The 16,808-nt window shown below is 69.7% G+C and carries 18 protein-coding genes; 6 read left to right on the top strand and 12 right to left on the bottom strand.

Annotated elements, in window-relative coordinates:
* The first annotated feature begins 8 nt into the window (after positions 1–8).
* Together B7K26_RS12240 and B7K26_RS12235 are read left to right on the top strand one after the other, a co-directional pair.
* Positions 9–548: a peptidylprolyl isomerase gene (locus B7K26_RS12240; protein ID WP_084079588.1), complete on the top strand. Its 540-nt coding sequence runs from the start codon at positions 9–11 to the stop codon at positions 546–548.
* A 178-nt stretch (positions 549–726) separates the two neighbouring features.
* Positions 727–1,314, top strand: a complete 588-nt coding sequence (locus B7K26_RS12235; RefSeq protein ID WP_084079482.1) for a rhomboid family intramembrane serine protease — start codon at positions 727–729, stop codon at positions 1,312–1,314.
* Between the two features lie 704 nt (positions 1,315–2,018).
* On the opposite strand, the gene B7K26_RS12230 is transcribed toward B7K26_RS12235, so the two are convergent.
* Positions 2,019–2,264 carry a cell division protein CrgA gene (locus B7K26_RS12230; RefSeq protein ID WP_234998809.1) on the bottom strand — a complete coding sequence of 82 codons (246 nt, stop codon included), beginning with the start codon at positions 2,262–2,264 and terminating at the stop codon, positions 2,019–2,021.
* Positions 2,265–2,389: 125 nt separating this feature from the next.
* Between B7K26_RS12230 and B7K26_RS12225 the strand changes: the two genes are divergently transcribed.
* From B7K26_RS12225 to B7K26_RS12215, 4 genes are all read left to right on the top strand, one after another.
* A complete protein-coding gene (locus B7K26_RS12225; RefSeq protein ID WP_084079480.1) occupies positions 2,390–3,181 on the top strand; it encodes a class E sortase in 792 nt (263 codons plus the stop codon).
* Positions 3,178–3,345 carry a hypothetical protein gene (locus B7K26_RS12985; protein WP_159449692.1) on the top strand — a complete coding sequence of 56 codons (168 nt, stop codon included), beginning with the start codon at positions 3,178–3,180 and terminating at the stop codon, positions 3,343–3,345. The genes B7K26_RS12225 and B7K26_RS12985 overlap by 4 nt, the downstream gene beginning before the upstream one ends.
* The gene (locus tag B7K26_RS12220) at positions 3,342–3,968 is read left to right on the top strand and encodes an aminodeoxychorismate/anthranilate synthase component II (protein ID WP_084079479.1); all 627 of its coding nucleotides are present in this window, start codon (positions 3,342–3,344) and stop codon (positions 3,966–3,968) included. The genes B7K26_RS12985 and B7K26_RS12220 overlap by 4 nt, the downstream gene beginning before the upstream one ends.
* A gap of 105 nt (positions 3,969–4,073) precedes the next feature.
* The gene (locus B7K26_RS12215) at positions 4,074–4,283 is read left to right on the top strand and encodes an AsnC family protein (protein ID WP_234998808.1); all 210 of its coding nucleotides are present in this window, start codon (positions 4,074–4,076) and stop codon (positions 4,281–4,283) included.
* On the opposite strand, the gene B7K26_RS12210 is transcribed toward B7K26_RS12215, so the two are convergent.
* From B7K26_RS12210 to B7K26_RS12160, 11 genes are all read right to left on the bottom strand, one after another.
* Positions 4,280–5,158, bottom strand: coding sequence for a prenyltransferase (locus B7K26_RS12210; protein ID WP_375537584.1), 879 nt, complete (start codon positions 5,156–5,158; stop codon positions 4,280–4,282). The genes B7K26_RS12215 and B7K26_RS12210 overlap by 4 nt on opposite strands.
* Positions 5,155–5,466, bottom strand: a complete 312-nt coding sequence (locus B7K26_RS12205) for a lycopene cyclase domain-containing protein (RefSeq protein WP_159449691.1) — start codon at positions 5,464–5,466, stop codon at positions 5,155–5,157. Before B7K26_RS12205 ends, B7K26_RS12210 begins: the two co-directional genes overlap by 4 nt.
* Complete coding sequence (locus B7K26_RS12200) at positions 5,463–5,780, bottom strand: lycopene cyclase domain-containing protein (RefSeq protein ID WP_084079476.1); 318 nt, start codon at positions 5,778–5,780, stop codon at positions 5,463–5,465. The genes B7K26_RS12205 and B7K26_RS12200 overlap by 4 nt, the downstream gene beginning before the upstream one ends.
* Entirely contained in the window at positions 5,777–7,396 is a 1,620-nt protein-coding gene (crtI, locus tag B7K26_RS12195; protein ID WP_084079475.1) for a phytoene desaturase family protein, read from the bottom strand. Before crtI ends, B7K26_RS12200 begins: the two co-directional genes overlap by 4 nt.
* Positions 7,393–8,286 (bottom strand): squalene/phytoene synthase family protein, encoded by an 894-nt coding sequence (locus B7K26_RS12190; RefSeq protein WP_084079474.1) that lies wholly within the window; start codon positions 8,284–8,286, stop codon positions 7,393–7,395. The genes crtI and B7K26_RS12190 overlap by 4 nt, the downstream gene beginning before the upstream one ends.
* Positions 8,283–9,365 carry a polyprenyl synthetase family protein gene (locus B7K26_RS12185; protein ID WP_084079473.1) on the bottom strand — a complete coding sequence of 361 codons (1,083 nt, stop codon included), beginning with the start codon at positions 9,363–9,365 and terminating at the stop codon, positions 8,283–8,285. Before B7K26_RS12185 ends, B7K26_RS12190 begins: the two co-directional genes overlap by 4 nt.
* A 65-nt stretch (positions 9,366–9,430) precedes the next feature.
* Complete coding sequence (gene pknB / locus B7K26_RS12180; RefSeq protein WP_084079472.1) at positions 9,431–11,632, bottom strand: Stk1 family PASTA domain-containing Ser/Thr kinase; 2,202 nt, start codon at positions 11,630–11,632, stop codon at positions 9,431–9,433.
* 78 nt (positions 11,633–11,710) lie between these two features.
* Entirely contained in the window at positions 11,711–12,682 is a 972-nt protein-coding gene (locus B7K26_RS12175) for a serine/threonine-protein kinase (RefSeq protein WP_084079471.1), read from the bottom strand.
* The gene (locus B7K26_RS12170) at positions 12,679–14,148 is read right to left on the bottom strand and encodes a penicillin-binding protein 2 (RefSeq protein WP_084079470.1); all 1,470 of its coding nucleotides are present in this window, start codon (positions 14,146–14,148) and stop codon (positions 12,679–12,681) included. The genes B7K26_RS12175 and B7K26_RS12170 overlap by 4 nt, the downstream gene beginning before the upstream one ends.
* A complete protein-coding gene (locus B7K26_RS12165) occupies positions 14,145–15,476 on the bottom strand; it encodes an FtsW/RodA/SpoVE family cell cycle protein (protein ID WP_084079469.1) in 1,332 nt (443 codons plus the stop codon). The genes B7K26_RS12170 and B7K26_RS12165 overlap by 4 nt, the downstream gene beginning before the upstream one ends.
* Complete coding sequence (locus B7K26_RS12160) at positions 15,477–16,808, bottom strand: PP2C family serine/threonine-protein phosphatase (RefSeq protein ID WP_084079468.1); 1,332 nt, start codon at positions 16,806–16,808, stop codon at positions 15,477–15,479.

Here is a 16,808-nt window from a genome sequence, read left to right as displayed (position 1 = left end):
TGTTCCGCATGATCGCAACCATCGAGACCAGCGCCGGCGATATCCGCATCAACCTGATGCCGAACGACGCCCCGGCGACCGTCAAGAACTTCGTGGGCCTCGCCACCGGCGAGAAGGAGTGGACCAACCCCACCACGGGCGAGAAGAGCAACGAGCCGTTCTACAACGGCATCGTCTTCCACCGTGTCATCAACGGCTTCATGATCCAGGGTGGCTGCCCCCTCGGCACCGGCACCGGCGGCCCCGGCTTCACCTTCGACGACGAGATCCACCCGAACAACCAGTTCGACCGCCCCTACCTGCTCGCGATGGCGAACGCTGGCAAGCGCCTCAACCCCATCACCGGTCAGCCCGGCGGCACCAACGGCTCGCAGTTCTTCATCACGGTGGGCGCCACGCCGCACCTGAACCAGGGCCACACCATCTTCGGCGAGGTCGCCGACGACGAGTCGAAGGCCGTTGTCGACAAGATCGCCACCACCGCGACGGACGGCCGCGACCGTCCTCTCGAGGACGTGATGATCACCTCGGTGACCATCTCCGAGTAACTGAGTGACCACCCCCGCGGGCGCCGGTGCGCCGACCTGCCCTCGTCACCCCGATCGCATCTCCTATGTGAGGTGTCAGCGGTGCGAGCGGCCGGCCTGTCCCGAGTGTCAGCGCCCCGCGCCCGTGGGGGTTCTCTGCGTCGACTGCCTCAACGAGGCAAAGTCCAAGGCGCGACCGGTGAGGTCGCGCCTGGGGTTCACGATGACGGCCGGCCCGCCGCTCGCGACCTACGCGATCATTGGGCTGAACGTGATCGCCTATATCGTCGGCCCGTCGATCTACGGCTCACGAGTTGCCTGGGAGAACGCCTGGGCGATATGGCCTCAGAGCGACTGGTCCGACTGGATTCTGTCGGGCTTCGCACACGGCAGCATCTGGCACATCGGCTTCAATATGCTCGCCCTGTTCCAACTTGGAAGCGTCCTTGAGCCCGCGCTCGGTCGCTACCGATTCCTCACGTTGTATGGGCTCTCCCTGTTGGGCGGTTCCCTCTCCGTCGTCCTTCTTGGCTCGGCAGCGATCGGTGCCTCGGGCGCCATTTTTGGTCTCATTGCCGCCTACGGCATCGTCTTGAAGCGCCTGCGACTGCCGTATACCCAGGTACTCGTGATCGCGGTCATCTTTATTGGGGCACCGTTCCTTGGACTTCTGCCGGGTATCTCATGGCAGGGGCACCTTGGCGGCGCCGTGGTGGGCGCGGCGACCATGCTCGTCATGTTCCGCGGCGTCGACCGCCGCGAGGCCGCCGCCCGCTCCGCTCGCTGAGCGTTGCTCGCAGGCGCGCCTCCATGCCCGTCGCGGTGCCGCATCGGACGTTGTAGCGCCGCCTTCCCATCTCTGTCCGCTTCAAAGCGACGGTTGGCGCCGGCGACATGCCGGGGATCCGGCCGATGCGGCGGCGAGTCGCGTGGATGACCGTCACTTTGTCACGGTGCCGGTCGCGTGGGGCGCGCGACGCGTCCCGCGGCGTATCCGGCTCTGAAGCGTGCTGCCCGATGGTTCGGTGGTCAGCTTCCCGGGCGCGGGGACCGGCACTGGCGCCGGAGTGCCAGTGCGGGCGAGCGTGGTCGCGTGACAAAGCGACGGTTGGCGCCGGCGACATGCCGAGCGATACGGCCGATGCGGCGGCGAGTCGCGTGGATGACCGTCACTTTGTCACGGTGAGGCCAGGTGTAGCGGCCGTCCAGGTGCCCCGCCGGACGGTTGTCCACAGGCTGAGACGGTGCGTCGCGCGATCCTCACACCCTGGGGAGGAGTAGCCGCGCCGCAAAGTTATCCCCAGCGATGGCCTTCAAAGTTGTCACACCAGTCACATGTGTCACATTCGCCCCACAACGTTGTGGATAACTCTCATCGCAGTGGAGAGGAACGGGGGAAAACTGGGGATAACACTGGGGATATGTGAATAACACCCGTGTAGTTATCCCCACCGTTGTCCCCAACTGGGGAGAACTACACGGGTGTAACTCCTACTTCCAGCGAGTGAAGAGCGCCATGGACGCCGCCATGAACGCGAAGCCCACCACGAGGTTCCAGTCGCCGATGGGGAGCGGGTAGTTGGCGCGCGTGATGTAGTACACGACGATCCAGGCGGGACCGAACACGAGCAGCGTCACCGCGGTGGGGACGAGCCACTTGGGGTTCTCGGTTTCGGCCTTGCCGAGGTTCCTCGGGGCCTTATAAACGTTCTTGTCGCGCTTCTTCGAGACGGCCACGCTTGTTCTCCGTTGTCGTTCGGGCCCGGCACAGCCGAGCGGTGCTGCCCCTAGCGTACCCAGGGCACGCGCGCGCGTACGCGGGCCTTCAGGCATGGCGCCCGTTCCCGTACGCTGGAGCCACCATGAGCGCCCCTGCCGAGACGGAACACGCCGAGCGCCCGCGCGCGCACGCGAAGCCCCGCTCCGGCATCTCGGCCCTCGGCGTCATCGGTGAGCTTCTCATCCTGGCGGGCGTGCTGCTCGGCCTCTACGTGGTGTGGGAGCTCTTCTACACCGACGTCCAGGGTGACCGCGCCCAGCGCGAGATCGTCGAGGAGCTGGCCTGGGCCGACCCCGAGGTGGTCGAGGGTGACGTCGCCACGTCGTCGACCGAGACCATCCCCGATGACCTCAAGGTCACGGACGAGGACCCGCCGGCGATGGACTATCCGGAATTCACGGAGACCTTCGCGACCATGATGGTGCCGCGCTGGGGAGACGACTACGTGCGTCCCATCTCCGAGGGGGATACGCGGCGTGACGTGCTGGACCCGCTCGGCATCGGCCACTACCCCGACACCGCACTGCCGGGTGAGACCGGAAACTTCGCCGTCTCGGGTCACCGCACGACGTACGGAAAGCCGTTCAATCGCGTCGACGAGCTTGAGCAGGGCGACTACCTGGTGGTCCAGACGGAGGACATCTGGGCCGTGTATCACGTGACCGACTGGGAGATCGTGGACCCCTCGGCGATCGAGGTCATCGCCCCCACCCCGAACGATCCGGCCGCCGGCGAGACCGGCCGGTTCATCACGCTGACCACGTGCCATCCCGAGTACTCCGCTGCCGAGCGGTGGGTGGTCTACGGCGAACTCGACTACTGGGCTCCCACCGGCCACGGTGTCCCCGCGGAGCTCCTGGAGGTGCCCCAGTGATCTCGACCTGGCTCTGGAGCCGCATCCCCGGGCCCACCGCACTCAAGATCTTGCTGCTGATCGTGGTGATCGCGGCCGTCGTGATGGTCCTGTTCGAATGGGTGTTCCCGTGGATCTCCACAGTGATCCCCATCCAGGACCCCACCATCGAGGAGGCACCATGACCCGCATTCTGGTCATCGACAACTATGACTCGTTCGTCTACACCATCGTGGGCTACCTGCGTCAGATGGGTGCCGAGACCGTGGTGGTGCGCAACGACGCCGTCGCGGATGCCGGCCCTCTCGAGGAGTACGACGGGGTCCTGGTCTCCCCCGGCCCCGGCACCCCCGCGGAGGCCGGCGCCTCCAATGACGTGATCCGTGACTGTGCGCGCACCGGCACGCCCATGCTCGGCATCTGCCTGGGCCACCAGGCCCTCGCCGAGGTCTACGGCGGCGTCGTGAGTCACGCCCCCGAGCTCATGCACGGCAAGACGTCGCAGGTCTCCCACGGCGGGCAGTCGGTGCTCGTGGGCCTGCCCTCCCCCTTCACTGCCACGAGGTATCACTCGCTCGCGGTTGAGGAGGACACGGTCCCCCGGGAGCTCGAAGTCACCGCGCGCACCGACAACGGCATCATCATGGGCCTCAAGCACCGCGACCTGCCCTTGCATGGGGTGCAGTTTCACCCGGAGTCGGTGCTCACGGAGGGCGGCCACCGCCTGCTCGCCAACTGGCTCGAGGTCTGCGGCCTGCCCGATGCCGAGGGCCGCTCCGCCGGCCTGTCGCCCCTGGTGCGCCGCTAGGCACTCCGCCCTCGGCGAAAGCCTAAGCCGGCACCGGCAGTGTCAACTATGGTTGACAGTGTCAACGTGAGTTGACACGGCGAGAGGACGGACGCGATGGTGACGATGGCCGATGCACGGGACCCCGATGGCGTGCGCTCCGCCCTCCAGGAGGTGCGGCGGCAGCGGGCCCAGATCGAGCGCGACGAGGCGGCCGCGGTGCGCCGCGCGCGCAACGACGGGCTCACGTGGGAGCAGATCGCCGTGGACCTTGGGGTGACCCGCCAGGCGGTGCACAAGAAGCACCGCGGGCGCGGGCCGGGGCGCAGCGCCTAGGCCCAGCCGTTCCACTCGACGATCAGCAGCACCGTCACGAGGAACCCCACCGGCTGGTTGAGCCACAGGAAGGTGCGCCATCCCCGGTTGGCCTCCTCGCACGTGGCATCCGTGATCGACCAGAAGCGCGCGGTGGACGCCGCGTACGCGAGCGGCAGCGCCGCGGCGAGGATGCCGGGCCACGACAGCACCAGGAGCAGGGCCGATGCCGCCACGTAGAGGCCGACGGCGACCCTCACGGTCGCACGCGCGCCGATGACCGTCGCTACGGAGCCGATGCCGCCCGCGCGGTCGGCACGCACGTCCTGGACGGCCCCGAAGGCGTGGCTGGCCATTCCCCACAGCACGAAGGCCGTCCACACCGGCCACACGCCGTCGGCGGTGAGGGGGACGTCCGCCAGCACCAGCGCATACAAGAGCGGCCCCGCGAAGTGCAGCGCCGAGGTGAGCGAGTCGAGGAACGGCCGCTCCTTGAAGCGCAGGACGGGAGCGGAGTATGCGACCACGCCGAAGACGACGAGCAGCAGCGTCACCGCCGCCCACCCGTCGCCCGCCGCGAGGAGCCACGCCATGAACGGCATCACCGTGACGGCGCAGGCGATGAGGATGGCGCGGTGGATGCGCCCGGCCTGCGCGCGATCCCGCACCACGTCCCCCTCGACGCCGCCCTTGCGGGGGTTGGCGAGGTCCGACTCGTAGTCGAAGACGTCGTTGATGCCGTACATCAGCAGGTTGTAGGGCACGAGGAAGAACAGGGTGCCGACCACCAATACGGCGTCGACCTCGTGGGTGGCCATGAGGTAGCCGGCGGCGAAGGGGTAGGCGGTGTTGATCCAGCTGATGGGGCGCGAGGCGCGCACGAGGGCGCCGATCACTGGGCCTCCCCCGCACGCGTGCCCCGCCGTGGCCCCAGCAACTCCCACAGGGTGGGCACCAGCAGGACGGCGCCCACCGCGTAGGCGAGGTCCTCGACGGGGGCGATGGGCATCCTGAGCCCGGAGATGAGGTCCTGGTCGTACGCGACGATGTCGAGTCCGACGATGACGTTGTCGAAGACGACGGTCAGGGTGAGGAGCACGAGCGCCGTGAGCGCGAGGGGCCGATGCGGCAGTCGCCTGAGCACCGGCAGGCAGGCCACCGCGAGGACGGCGAGGACGACGACGGACAGGAGCACGTAGGTCACGCCGCCTCCCGTCGCCGGGCGAAAGCCCGCCACAGCAGCAGCGTCTGGTACGTGAGGAGGATCAGGAAGAAGACCTCCTCAAGCGGCACCTCGGGCGCGATGACGATTCCCGACTGGTACGGCCCGTCGCCGATGAAGAAGATCCCCAGCCCGGTGCCGACCAGGTCCCACAGCAGGAAGAACGCGACGGCGATCCCCACGGTGGCGAGTGTGCGCCGGGGCTCTGCGAACAGCGCCACGCGGTAGCGCCAGTCGAGCGTGGCGAGGCCGGCGATGCTGATCAGGAGAGCGGCCAGGTAGAGCCACTGCGTCACGGCGCCTCCCCACCCGAGGCGAGGGAGCGTGCGAGGCTGCCGAGCGCATCGGACCTGCGAGAGCGCCCCAGGAAGCCGTCCGGCAACGGCGCGGGAAGCGGCGCCGCGCCGGTGTCGCCCAGGAGTCGCTTAGCGACGAGTTCGGCGGAGATGAGGCAAATGGGCACGCCGATGCCGGGCGCGGTGGACGAGCCGGCGAACAGCAGGTTGGGGACCTTCGCGGAGACGTTCGACGGCCGGAACATCGCCGATTGCGCGAGCGAGTGCTCGAGCCCCAGCGCCCCGCCCCGCCACGCGCCGAGCTGCGTCGCGAAGTGGTGCGGGGTCAGGACCTTCTTGACGGAGGTGCGCTCGCGCAGGCGGTCGATGCCGGCCCAGCGGCCCACCTGGTCGAGGTAGCGGCCGATGTGCTGGTCGAGCGCCGTGCGCGAGGCGGCGGTGGCCCCGAGGGCCGGGTCGGCGGGGAACGGCACCAGCATGGCCAGGTTTTCGTGCCCCGCGGGAGCGGTGCTCGGGTCCGTGGCGGAGGTGCGTGAGAGGTAGATCGAGGCGGGGTGAGGGACCGTGAGGTCGTCCATGATGGCGCGGAAGTTCGCGTCCCAGTCGCGGGTGAAGGCGAGGGTATGGTGCGCGAGCTCGGGAAGGTTGCCCTCCACGCCCGCGAGCACCATAAGGGCGCTCACGCCCGGGCGCTTGCGTCGCCACGAGCGCTCGGGCCGCGACTGGTGCTCCGGATCCAGGAGCGCGGTCTCCGTGTGGTGCATGTCGGCTCCCGACACCACGGCATCGGCCGGCACCACCTCTCCGGTCTCGAGTGCCACTCCCGTGGCCCTGCCGCGTTCCACCTCGATGCGGGCCACGCGGGCACCGGTGCGGATCTCGACCCCCTCGGCCTCGGCGGCACTGCGCAGCGCGTCGACCACCGCGTAGAGCCCGCCGCGGGGGTACCGCACCCCCTCGACAAGGTCGAGGTGGCTCATGAGGGAGAACAGGCTCGGCAGCCGGTCGGGCGCGGAGCCCAGGAAGACGGCGTGGAAGCCCAGCAGTTGGCGCAGCCGCGGGTCGCGCACCTGAGAAGAGATCGACGACCCGAGCGAGCGTGTGAGCAGGCCCGCGAGCTCGGGAAGGCGGCGCACGGTGGCGGCGTCGAGCGAGCGGTCGGGCCTCTCGAAGGTGGTGTAGAGGAACCTCTCGAGCGCCAGGCGATAGCGGTCACCGGCGGCCTCCGCGTAGAGGCGGATCGCCGCCCCGTCGCCGGCGCTGAGCGCCTCGAAGGCCGCCCAGTTGGCGGCAGGATCGGCGGTGACGTCGAGCCTGGATGCGGCGCCCGGTCCGTCCTCGAAGTACACGCGGTAGCGCGGGTCGAGGTCGATGAGGTCCAGCTCGGCGTCGACGTCGCGCCCGAGCAGCGCGAAGTAGTGGGCGAACGCCTCCTCCATGAGATACCAGGAGGGACCAGTATCGAAGGTGAAGCCGTCGACCTCGAGGCGCCCCGCACGGCCGCCCACGGTGTCGTGACGCTCAAGGAGGGTCACGCGGGCGCCGCCGCGCGCGAGGAGCGCCGAGGTAGCGAGGCCGGCGACGCCGCCGCCGATGACGACGACGCGGTCGCTCACGGAGCCACCGGGGTCGCGGTCCGCCCGGCAAGGTTGCGCAGCGCGTGCCGTGCCTTGGTCAGCCCCGGCACCCGCACGCGCGTGCCGGCGAGGGCCGATGCCGGGGTGGACGCGATGCGGTCGAGCAGGTCCTCGTAGATGTCGGCGGTGGTGGCCACCGACGTGCGCGCGCGCCGCGGCAGGCCGTCAAGCGTGGACCGCGCGGCCGCGATGTCCTCACGGCAGTCGTTGACCAGCGCCGCGACCTGCGCATCGGTCAGGCGGTCGGGGTCGATGCCGGGGAAGTAGGTGCGGCCACGCGTGGCGGCGTCAGCCCCGAGGTCGCGCAGGAAGTTGACCTTTTGATACGCGGCGCCCAGCCGTCGCGCCCCCGCGCGCAGGCCGGGGTCGACGGGCGCGGGGCCCTTGCCCGCGTTCATGAACACGGCGAGGCACATCTCGCCGATGACCTCGGCGGAGCCGTGCACGTACGCGGCAAACGACGCTTCGTCGTGCTCCGAGAGCGTGAGGTCCATCCTCATGGACGCAAAGAACGGGTCCACCAGCTCGCGCCCGATGCCCACGGCGGTGGCCGTCGCGCCGAACGCGTGGGCCACGACATCGGCCGAGAACCGACCCGACATGGCGCGGTGAACCTCGGCCTCGAAGCGGTCGAGGACATCCCCGGCGTCCTCTCCCCGGTAGGTGTCGACGATCTCGTCGGCGACCCTCACCATCGCGTAGATGCTCGCGATGGGACCGCGCATGTCGCGCGGCAGCAGCCGCGCCCCCAGCCCGAAGCTCGTCGAGTAGTGGGCGATGACCTGCGCCGAGGCCGCAGCCGCGGCACGGTCGAACAGCGCGAGGGACGTGTCGTCGTCGTGGTGGCCCGCGGGCCCGCGCGCCCTCACGATGCCCTGCTCTGCAGGCCGTCGATCAGCGCCACCAGGTGGCCACTCAGGGGTGCGGGGATGCGCTCAGCGGCGATGCGCGACGCCTCCCGGGTGCGCATGCGCGCCGTGCGCAGGGCGGCCTCGCGCGCCCCGGTCGCGATCAGCACCTCGCGCACCGCGGCGGCGCCATCCTCGTCGAGGTCGGGGTCGCCCAGGTGAGCCTCGAGCGTGGCCCGCTGGGAGGCATCGGCCCTCTCCCAGGCCAGGCGCATCATCTCGGTGCGCTTGCCCGCCCTGAGGTCGCTCAGGCGGGACTTGCCGGTGACGGCGGTGTCGCCGAACACCCCGAGGTCGTCGTCGATGAGCTGGAACGAGACACCCAGGGCGAGGCCTAGGCGCTCGAGATGCGCCAGCATCGTCGGGTCTCCGCCGGCCAGACGGGCGCCAGCGAGCAGCGGCACCACACACGAGTACCAGGCGGTCTTCAGCGCGGACACGAGAAGAGGGTCTGCCTGCTCCATCGGGTCGATGTCGCCGTAGACGTCGAGCAGCTCGCCAGCGATGGTGGAGCGGATGGCCCTCGTCACCAGGTCCAGGCACGCGATCCTGTGGTGGGCGGGAAGCGTGGAGCGGGCGATGAGGTCGTAGGCGCTCGAGAGGGCAAGGTCGCCGCCCAACAGCGCCGCCGCGCGCACCTGCGAGTCAACGGTGGCCGGCGGCAGGTCGAGCCCGCTGAGCTCGGCGCGCCTCAGTCCGGCGATGTTGGGCCGGCCGCGGCGCACCTCGTCCTGGTCGAGGATGTCGTCGTGCACCAGCATCGCGGTGTGAAGCATCTCCATGGCCGCGGCGACGGGGATCACGGCGTCGGGATCGTCGCCCCCGAGCCCGAGGTACCCGGCGAGGGTGAGGGCCGGGCGCAGGTCCTTGCCGCCGGCGAACTGCGCGCCGAGGTGGTCCCAGAGCCGCGCGTAATCCGGGGCGGCCACTGGCATGGCGTCACGCGCCTGTTCCACATAGGCGTCGAGGTGGTCGTGGACGCGAGGCAACAGGGCGTCGATGGACGACTGCAGCGTCCTTGGGGCGGCGACATCGGGCATGATGCGAGGTCAAACCTCGGTCAAGGAACGGTTATTCCTGCTCGATGCCGCCGCATTCATGGGGATTACGTGCCCGGGCTCGCGGAGACCTCGGGCTCGGAGGTGTCGGTCGGCTCCGGCTCCGGCTCCGGGCCCTGCGACAGGACCAGCGTCACCGTCGTGTCGGGAGCGACCTCGGTGCCGGGGTTCGGGTTCTGCGAGATGACGGCCCCGTTCGGGATGTCATCCGAGTACTGCGGGGCGTCGTAGGTGAACCCGAGCCCCGCCGTTCCCAGCTCGCGCTCGGCGTCAGACTGCGACTTGCCGGTGACGTCGGGTACTGCCACCGTCGACGGCGCGGTCGCGATCTCGACGGTCACGGTCGATCCCTGCTCCACGGTGCCGGCGGTCGGGCTCTGGCCGACGACCGTACCCTCCTCGGCGTCCTCGTCCTCGACCTCGGTGATGGACGGGATCAGGCCCACCTCCTGGAGCGCGGCACGCGCCTCGTCCTCGGTCATGCCGGTGAGGTCCACGAGTTCCACCTGGCCGGAGGACACGATGAGCGTGATCTCGGTGCCTGCGGGCACCTGCTCGCCCTCGCCGGGATCCGTGCCGATGACGCGGTCCTTGGCGAGTTCTGCGTTGTCCTCGGTCTCGACGGAGCCCACCTTCAGGCCGGCAGCCTCGATCGCGAGGCGGGCGTCCTCCTGCGACTTGGCGCGCACGGAGGGGACCTCGACAGCATCGGGCCCGGAGGAGACGTAGAGCGTCACCACGGCGGGCTCGGGCGAGGTCGTGGCCTCGGTGGCGGCTCCGGCGGACAGGGCGAGCGCCTCGCCCTCGATGGGAACAGCGAGTTCTGTGCCCGCCTCGGGATCGGTGCGGGTGACGAGGCCCTCATCGACGTCGGTGCTCGCCTCCTGCTGGACGGTGACCTCGAAGCCAAGTTCCTCCAACTGGGACTGTGCAGCCGCGGCCTCCATCCCGGAGACGTCGGGGATCTCGACCATCGTGGTGGTCGGTTCGTCGTCGTTGCCACCGCTGAGGACCATCCACAGCACCAGGATGACGGCGAGCAGCGCGGCGCCGCCGAGAGACCACCACAGGATCTTCTTGCGGCGTGCCTCGTCCTCGTCCACGACATCGGTCTCGCCGGTGACGGTGGCGACCCCGCCGGACTGCGGCGGCGGAACCGAACCCGGCGCGGCGGAATCCGCCATCACGGCGTCCCACTGGTTGGAGGGCTGAGTCATGACCTCGGTGGCGCCCGTCTCGGGCCCTGCAGGGGTCGCGGGCATGGCCTGCGTGGGCTGGTCCGAGATGTCCTCGGCCGAGCCCGCGTTCATGGCGGCGGCAGCGACGCCGGCCGCGCCGGCGCCGAAGGCGGCAGAGCCAAGCGCGACGGCGCCCGTGGCAGGGCTGACGGTGCCGCCACCCATGACGGCGCGCAGGTCGCCCAGGAACTCCTGGGCGGTCGCGTAGCGCTGGTCACGGTTCTTGGTAAGCGCGCGCAAGACGACCTGGTCGAGCGCGGCGGGGACGTCGGAGGCGAAGGCCGACGGCGCGGGGGCCTCCTCGCGCACGTGCTGGTACGCGACGGATACTGGCGAGTCGCCGATGAACGGCGGTCGTCCGGTGAGCAGCTCGAAGAGGAGGCAGCCGACGGAGTAGAGGTCTGAGCGCGCGTCGACGGTCTCGCCACGCGCCTGCTCGGGAGACAGGTACTGGGCAGTGCCGACCACTGCCTGCGTCTGCGTCATGGTGTTGCCCGCATCGGCCAGCGCCCTCGCGATGCCGAAGTCCATGACCTTGACGGCGCCGGTGGGGGTCAGCATGACGTTGGCCGGCTTGATGTCGCGGTGCACCAGGCCCGCGTGGTGCGCGTAGTCCAGCGCGGTGAGCACGCCTGTCGCGATTTCCACGGCCTCGTCGATGGGGGCGGCGACGTCTCCCTTGAGGATGTCGCGCACGGTGTGGCCCTCGACGTACTCCATGACGATGTACGGCACCGCCTGAGGGTTGCCGTCCATGCCGGTGGTGTGATCCTCGCCAGTGTCGTACACGGCGACGATCGACGGGTGGTTGAGGCCCGCGGCGGCCTGCGCCTCGCGACGGAAGCGCGTCTGGAAGGAGGGATCGCGCGCGAGGTCCGCGCGCAGGATCTTGATGGCGACGGTACGGCCCAGGCGGGTGTCGTAGCCGATGTGGACCTCGGCCATGCCTCCGCGACCAATGAGGTCGCCGATCTCATAGCGTCCGCCGAGGATCTTCGCGTCGTCGTTCATGGTGTCCTTCAGTCTTCCACGTCGTGCGTCGTGTCGTGGGTCATTGTTCCAGGTCGGTCGGTACGCGGGCTCACGGCGCTACCTCCGCCTGGGGGAATCGGGTCGGGGGCGGTACGAGCGCGGGGCGATCGACGGCGGCATGGTGCGCCGGGTCGCCCCCGAGCGGCTGCGCGTCGACTCGTCCGCGTCGGCCGTGGCCGGGGTGGCGGCCGCCGGTGACGCACCCGGCGTGTTGGCCAGCTCCAGGCGGCCGATGCGCTCGATGAGTGCCTTCGCGTCCTTCGGCCGCTTGCGGGGGTTCTTCTCGAGCAGGTCCATGATCAGGGCCTTGAGGCTGGGCGAGACCGAGTCAGGGAGTGGTGGCACTGCCTCGTTGACGTGGGCGATCGCGATGTCGACGGCGGCGGGCGCCGTAAACGGGCGCTTCCCGTTGACCGCCTCGTAGGCGATGATCCCCAGCGCGTAGAGGTCGGACTGCGCGGTCGCGGGCTTGCCGAGCGCCATCTCGGGCGCCAGGTACTGGGCGGTGCCCATGACCATGCCGGTCTGCGTGAGGGTAGTCTGGTCCATGGACCTCGACACCCCGAAGTCGGTGATCTTCACCCTGTCGCCCTCGCGCACCAGCAGGTTGCCCGGCTTGATGTCGCGGTGCATGACGCCGGCGGCGTGTGCCACCGCGAGGCCACGGCAGGTCTCCACCATGATGCGCGTCAGCCGCGCCTCTGGAAGGGTGCGCTCTCGCTCAAGGATGGTCGCGAGCGACTCCCCCTCGACGAGCTCCATCACCAGGTACGCCGTGTCGTCGTGGTCGCCGTAGTCGTAGACCTGCGCGATGTTGTCGTGCAGTAGCCCCGCGGCGTTGCGTGCCTCGTTGCGAAAGCGCTTGAGGAAGGTCTCGTTGGCGGCGGCGTGCTCCTTGAGCACCTTGACGGCCACCGGGCGGTCCAGCTCGGTGTCGGTGCCACGCCACACCTCGCCCATACCTCCGACGGCGAGGAGCGACCGCAGCACATAGCGTCCGCCCAGGGTGGTTCCCGCGTGAAGGCTCATAGGTCGCCCTCCTGGTCGAGGCGGATGGCCTCCTGCATGATCGCCTTCGCGATGGGGGCCGCGACCTTGCCGCCCGTGGCCTCGGAGCCCACGGAACCGCCGTTCTCCACGACGACCGCGACGGCGACAGCAGGGTCGTCGGCAGGCGCGAAGGACACGAACCATGCGTGCGGCGGGGTGTTTTGGCCCGTCTCCGCGGTGCCGGTCTTGCCGGCGACCTCGACGCCGCTGATCTGCGCGGCGGAGCCGGTGCCGTTGTCGACGACGTCCACCATCATGTCGGTCAGCGTGTTGGCGTCCTCGGTCGTCATCGGCTCCTTGTAGACCTCGGGTTCGGTCACGTCGATGACCTTGAGGTCGGGCGCGCGCACGGTGTCGACAAGGTACGGCGACATGAGGGTGCCGTCGTTGGCGATGGCCGCGGCCACCATCGCCATCTGGAGCGGGGTGGCGCGCACGTCGTACTGGCCGATGGCGCTCATGGCGGTCTGCGCGTCGTCCGGGTCCTCCGGCAGACGGGACGCCGTGACGGACAGGGGAATCTCGATCTTGTCGGTAAAGCCGAACTCCTCCGCCTTACGCTCGATGACCGACCACTGGAGGTCCATGCCGAGGTCCGCGAAGGCGGTGTTGCAGCTGGTGCGCAGGGCGTCGGCGAGCGTGGTGGACTGGCCGTCGCCGCAGGACTCGCCGCCGTAGTTACCGATGGTGGTGGAGGTGTCGGGAAGCGCCAGCTCGTCGGGCGAGTACAACTCGGTTTCAGGGGTGTACCCGGCCTCGAGCGCTGCCGCGGCGTCGATCAGCTTGAAGGTGGAGCCGGGGGGGTAGGTGTCTCCGGCGATCGCGCGGTTAATGAGGGGGCCGTTGTCCTGGGCCAGGAGTGACTGGTAGTTCGCGTTGACGACGGTGGAGTCGTGTCCGGCGAGGTCGGCGGGGTCGTAGGTGGGGCTTGTCACCATCGCGAGGATGGCGCCGGTGGATGGATCGAGCGCCACGACGGCACCCACCTGGTCGCCGAGGGCATCGGCCGCGACCCGCTGGAGGCTGGCGTTGAGGGTCAGCTCCACTGACGCTCCCTGCTGCTGCTCGCCCGAGAAGAGGTTCCCGAGGCGCGTCCAGAAAAGCTCGTCCGCCGAGCCACCCAGCAGCTCGTTCTCGGTCTGCTCGAGCCCCGAGCGCCCATAGACGATCGAGTAGAAGCCGGTGGCGGCGGCGTACAGGGCGCCGTCGGAGTAGGTGCGCTGGTAGTTGAAGGAGTCGTCGGACGGGGCGGACCACACGACGGACTCGCCGTCCACGACGAGGGGCCCGCGGAAGTTGCCGTACTCGCGGTACAGCGTGCGCACGTTGCGCGGGTCCTGACTCAGGGTCTCCTCGTTCACCACCTGGATCCACGACGCCGCAGCCATGAGCGCGAGGAAGAGGATGAGGACCACCACGGAGACGCGACGCGCGGGCTCGTTCATGCGGCCACCGCCTCAGACGGTCGACGCGCCTGATCAGAGACGCGCAGCAGCAGGGCAATGACGAGCCAGTTGGCGAGCAGGGAGGAGCCTCCGTAGGCGAGGAAGGGGGCGGTGAGTCCCGTGAGCGGGATGACGCGCGTGACGCCGCCGACCACGATAAACACCTGCACGGCGATGGTCACACCGAGCCCGGCGGACAGGAGCTTGCCGAAGCCGTCGCGCACGCCGATCGACATGCGGAAGGCACGCTGCACCACGATGATGTAGAGCGTCAGGATTGCCATGAGGCCGGTGAGGCCCAGTTCCTCGCCCAGCGACGCGATGATGAAGTCCGACTCGGCGTAGGGCACGAGGTCGGGGCGGCCCTGGCCGAGGCCCGTGCCGAAGAGCCCGCCGGAGGCCATTCCGAACAGTCCGCGGACCAGCTGCTCCGACGTGCCCGATGAGTAGACGTCGGCATCGAGGGCGTGCAGCCAAGCCTCGAAGCGGCTGGTGACGTGAGGGACGGTCAGGGCCGCGAAGGCACCGCCGACGAAGAACAGGCTCATGCCGATGGCAACCCAACTGAAGCGTTGAGTCGCGACGTAGAGCATCCCGAGGAAGATCGAGAAGAACAACAGCGAGGCGCCGAGGTCACGCTCGTAGACCATGATCAGCATCGCCGCGGCCCACACGATGAGGAGTGGTCCCATGTCCCTCACGCGCGGGAAACGCATGCCGAGCACCTTGGGTCCCGCGAGGGCGAGGGTGTCGCGGTTAGTAACGAGGTAGCCCGCGAAGAAAATGACCAGCGCGATCTTGGCGAACTCGCCGGGCTGCAGCGAGTTGCCGCCCACGGAGATCCAGATGCGGGCTCCGTTGATCTGTACTCCGAGGCCCGGCACGAGCGGCAGCAGGTACAGGATGAGGCCCACGATGCCGGCCGTGTAGGTGTAGCGCCGCAGCTTGCGGTGGTCGCGCAGGATCAGCAGAACGCCGATCATCACGGCGACGCCGAGGACGGCCCAGATCATCTGCTGGATGCCGAATGAGGTGCCCTCGGCGTAGTCGATGCGGCGAATCTCCGCGATTCCGACGCCGTTGAGCGCGAACACCGCCGGCAGCAGTACCGGATCGGCGTTGGGTGCCACCCGGCGCAGCGTGACGTGCGCGGCCAGCATGAGTGCCGCGATCCCCGCGCCGTAGGCGGCGATCGTCGGGATGTCGAGGAAGGCGGCGTGGTAGTCGACCAGCGCGATCGCGAGCACGATGACGACCCACGCGACGCCCAGCAGGGCCAGTTCGCCCCTCCGACCAGCGCGAACCGTGACCTCGGCGACGGTCGCCACCTAGCCGTCCTCTCCAGTGGAGGCGGCCGATGCGGCGGAGGGCGATGGCGACGCTGTCGCCGTCGTGGCGGGCTCCGACGGGGTGGCCGACGCGGTCGGTGACGGCTCCGTTTCGGGCTCTTCGGTCGCCTCGAGGGCGAGCGAATCGACGATCTCGCGAGCCTCGTCGAGGCTTCCCGCGCGGATCGTGTCTTCGATGCGCTGCTGCTGGTACGGCTCGAGGGTCGCGACGGGGATACCCGTGTCCTCGACGAGCGTCTCGAGGTTGACGATGGGCAAGTCCTGGGGGATTCCCTGGTAAATCGCCACGTTGAGGCCGTCGGAACCGACGTAGTACTGCGACTGCGTCCAGGCGTAGGCGCCCCAGGCGCCACCGGCGACCACCAGCAGCGCGATGAGGGGCAGCACCCACGGACGTACCTTGGCCCAGGTGCGCGAGCCGCGCTGCGGCTCGTCGTCCTCGTCGACGGGGGCGGCTGATTGGCGCAGGCGCGCCGCGCGGCCCGCGGCGGAGGTGCCGCCGGCGGTGGGGCGGTGACGGTCGGTCGCCGCGGCGCCGACGATTTGAGTCGACGACGACGGGCCCACGCCATCGGGTTGCGCGTCGATGTCTACGACGTCGGCCACGATGCACGTGACGTTGTCCGGCGCGCCCGCCGAGAGCGCGAGGCCCACCAGGGCGTCCGCGCAGTCACCCGGGTCCTCGACATCGGACAGCGTCTGGGCGATGGTGTCGCGGCTGACGACTCCGGACAGCCCGTCGGAGCACAGCATCCATCGGTCGCCGGGGCGCGTCTCGCGCACAGAAATGTCAACGGGGACGTCGGCGTCCACATCGCCCAGGACGCGCAGCAACATCGAGCGCTTGGGGTGATTCTCCGCATCGGCCGCGCTGAGGCGGCCCGTGTCCACGAGGTGCTGGACAAAGCTGTGGTCGGTCGTGACCTGGTCCAGGGCTCCGTCGCGCAGCAGGTACGCGCGCGAGTCGCCGATGTGTGCCATCGACAGCGTGGAGCCGGCGCGCAGCAGGGCGGTCACCGTGGTGCCGAGCCCCGAGAGCTCGGGATCGTTGGCGGCGCGCTGGACGATCTCGGCGTGCGCCTCGGCGATCGCGCCCTTGAGTTCGTCGAGCGCCTCGTCGGGGCCGTGGGACTCGCCGTCGAGCGCCGCGAGGCGGCCCACCGCGATCGAGGAGGCGATGTCGCCGCCGGCGGCGCCTCCCATGCCGTCCGCGACCACCAGCAGGTGGGGGCCGGCGAACGCGGAGTCCTGGTTGTTGGCGCGGACGAGGCCCACGTCGGAGCGCGCGGCAAAGTGGAGAGAGAGGAACAC

Origin of the sequence: Demequina sp. NBRC 110057, assembly GCF_002090175.1 — a bacterium.
In the GTDB taxonomy this organism is placed as follows: domain Bacteria; phylum Actinomycetota; class Actinomycetes; order Actinomycetales; family Demequinaceae; genus Demequina.
The sequence above is the reverse complement of the archived record's forward strand: the minus strand, read 5'-3'. Positions and strand labels throughout refer to the sequence as shown.

Excerpts from the sequence above, each read along its gene's own strand:
- B7K26_RS12240 (WP_084079588.1), top strand. The coding sequence starts at position 9 with ATGATCGCAACCATCGAGACCAGCGCCGGCGATATCCGCATCAACCTG.
- B7K26_RS12225 (WP_084079480.1), top strand. The coding sequence starts at position 2,390 with ATGAGCGCCCCTGCCGAGACGGAACACGCCGAGCGCCCGCGCGCGCAC.
- B7K26_RS12220 (WP_084079479.1), top strand. The coding sequence starts at position 3,342 with ATGACCCGCATTCTGGTCATCGACAACTATGACTCGTTCGTCTACACC.
- B7K26_RS12215 (WP_234998808.1), top strand. The coding sequence starts at position 4,074 with ATGGCCGATGCACGGGACCCCGATGGCGTGCGCTCCGCCCTCCAGGAG.
- B7K26_RS12185 (WP_084079473.1), bottom strand. The coding sequence starts at position 9,365 with ATGCCCGATGTCGCCGCCCCAAGGACGCTGCAGTCGTCCATCGACGCC.
- pknB (WP_084079472.1), bottom strand. The coding sequence starts at position 11,632 with ATGAACGACGACGCGAAGATCCTCGGCGGACGCTATGAGATCGGCGAC.
- B7K26_RS12175 (WP_084079471.1), bottom strand. The coding sequence starts at position 12,682 with ATGAGCCTTCACGCGGGAACCACCCTGGGCGGACGCTATGTGCTGCGG.
- B7K26_RS12170 (WP_084079470.1), bottom strand. The coding sequence starts at position 14,148 with ATGAACGAGCCCGCGCGTCGCGTCTCCGTGGTGGTCCTCATCCTCTTC.